We start from the raw sequence: 2,558 nt of genomic DNA, 5'->3' as shown, positions 1-2,558 counted from the left end.
GGGACGAACACCGATATGCTTCGGGGAGCTGTAAGCAAGCTTTGATCCGGAGATTTCCGAATGGGGAAACCCACCACTCGTAATGGAGTGGTATCCATATCTGAATTCATAGGATATGAGAAGGCAGACCCGGGGAACTGAAACATCTAAGTACCCGGAGGAAGAGAAAGCAAATGCGATTCCCTGAGTAGCGGCGAGCGAAACGGGACCAGCCCAAACCAAGAGGCTTGCCTCTTGGGGTTGTAGGACACTCTGTACGGAGTTACAAAGGAACGAGGTAGATGAAGAGGTCTGGAAAGGCCCGCCATAGGAGGTAACAGCCCTGTAGTCAAAACTTCGTTCTCTCCTGAGTGGATCCTGAGTACGGCGGAACACGTGAAATTCCGTCGGAATCCGGGAGGACCATCTCCCAAGGCTAAATACTCCCTAGTGACCGATAGTGAACCAGTACCGTGAGGGAAAGGTGAAAAGCACCCCGGAAGGGGAGTGAAAGAGATCCTGAAACCGTGTGCCTACAAGTAGTCAGAGCCCGTTAACGGGTGATGGCGTGCCTTTTGTAGAATGAACCGGCGAGTTACGATCCCGTGCAAGGTTAAGCAGAAGATGCGGAGCCGCAGCGAAAGCGAGTCTGAATAGGGCGCATGAGTACGTGGTCGTAGACCCGAAACCAGGTGATCTACCCATGTCCAGGGTGAAGTTCAGGTAACACTGAATGGAGGCCCGAACCCACGCACGTTGAAAAGTGCGGGGATGAGGTGTGGGTAGCGGAGAAATTCCAATCGAACCTGGAGATAGCTGGTTCTCCCCGAAATAGCTTTAGGGCTAGCCTCAAGGTAAGAGTCTTGGAGGTAGAGCACTGATTGGACTAGGGGCCCCTACCGGGTTACCGAATTCAGTCAAACTCCGAATGCCAATGACTTATCCTTAGGAGTCAGACTGCGAGTGATAAGATCCGTAGTCAAAAGGGAAACAGCCCAGACCGCCAGCTAAGGTCCCAAAGTGTGTATTAAGTGGAAAAGGATGTGGAGTTGCTTAGACAACCAGGATGTTGGCTTAGAAGCAGCCACCATTTAAAGAGTGCGTAATAGCTCACTGGTCGAGTGACTCTGCGCCGAAAATGTACCGGGGCTAAACGTATCACCGAAGCTGTGGATTGACATCTTTGATGTCAGTGGTAGGAGAGCGTTCTAAGTGCAGCGAAGTCAGACCGTAAGGACTGGTGGAGCGCTTAGAAGTGAGAATGCCGGTATGAGTAGCGAAAGAAGGGTGAGAATCCCTTCCACCGAATGCCTAAGGTTTCCTGAGGAAGGCTCGTCCGCTCAGGGTTAGTCGGGACCTAAGCCGAGGCCGAAAGGCGTAGGCGATGGATAACAGGTTGATATTCCTGTACCACCTCCTCACCATTTGAGCAATGGGGGGACGCAGGAGGATAGGGTAAGCGCGGTATTGGATATCCGCGTCCAAGCAGTTAGGCTGGGAAATAGGCAAATCCGTTTCCCGTGAAGGCTGAGCTGTGATGGCGAGCGAATTATAGTAGCGAAGTTCCTGATTCCACACTGCCAAGAAAAGCCTCTAGCGAGGTGAGAGGTGCCCGTACCGCAAACCGACACAGGTAGGCGAGGAGAGAATCCTAAGGTGATCGAGAGAACTCTCGTTAAGGAACTCGGCAAAATGACCCCGTAACTTCGGGAGAAGGGGTGCTCTGTTAGGGTGCAAGCCCGAGAGAGCCGCAGTGAATAGGCCCAGGCGACTGTTTAGCAAAAACACAGGTCTCTGCGAAGCCGTAAGGCGAAGTATAGGGGCTGACGCCTGCCCGGTGCTGGAAGGTTAAGAGGAGCGCTTAGCGTAAGCGAAGGTGCGAATTGAAGCCCCAGTAAACGGCGGCCGTAACTATAACGGTCCTAAGGTAGCGAAATTCCTTGTCGGGTAAGTTCCGACCCGCACGAAAGGCGCAACGATCTGGGCACTGTCTCAACGAGAGACTCGGTGAAATTATAGTACCTGTGAAGATGCAGGTTACCCGCGACAGGACGGAAAGACCCCGTGGAGCTTTACTGCAGCCTGATATTGAATGTTGGTACAGCTTGTACAGGATAGGTAGGAGCCTTGGAAACCGGAGCGCCAGCTTCGGTGGAGGCATCGGTGGGATACTACCCTGGCTGTATTGACCTTCTAACCCGCCGCCCTTATCGGGCGGGGAGACAGTGTCAGGTGGGCAGTTTGACTGGGGCGGTCGCCTCCTAAAAGGTAACGGAGGCGCCCAAAGGTTCCCTCAGAATGGTTGGAAATCATTCGCAGAGTGTAAAGGCACAAGGGAGCTTGACTGCGAGACCTACAAGTCGAGCAGGGACGAAAGTCGGGCTTAGTGATCCGGTGGTTCCGCATGGAAGGGCCATCGCTCAACGGATAAAAGCTACCCCGGGGATAACAGGCTTATCTCCCCCAAGAGTCCACATCGACGGGGAGGTTTGGCACCTCGATGTCGGCTCATCGCATCCTGGGGCTGTAGTCGGTCCCAAGGGTTGGGCTGTTCGCCCATTAAAGCGGTACGCGAGCTG

General features: G+C 53.7%; 1 rRNA gene. It reads left to right on the top strand.

Annotated features, from left to right (window positions below):
• A 23S ribosomal RNA gene (locus ACFVAV_RS35660) occupies positions 1-2,558 on the top strand; the annotation flags it as partial.

It is taken from the genome of Nocardia sp. NPDC057663, assembly GCF_042799895.1.
GTDB lineage: Bacteria > Actinomycetota > Actinomycetes > Mycobacteriales > Mycobacteriaceae > Nocardia.
This window is presented reverse-complemented; position numbering and strand designations above follow the sequence as displayed.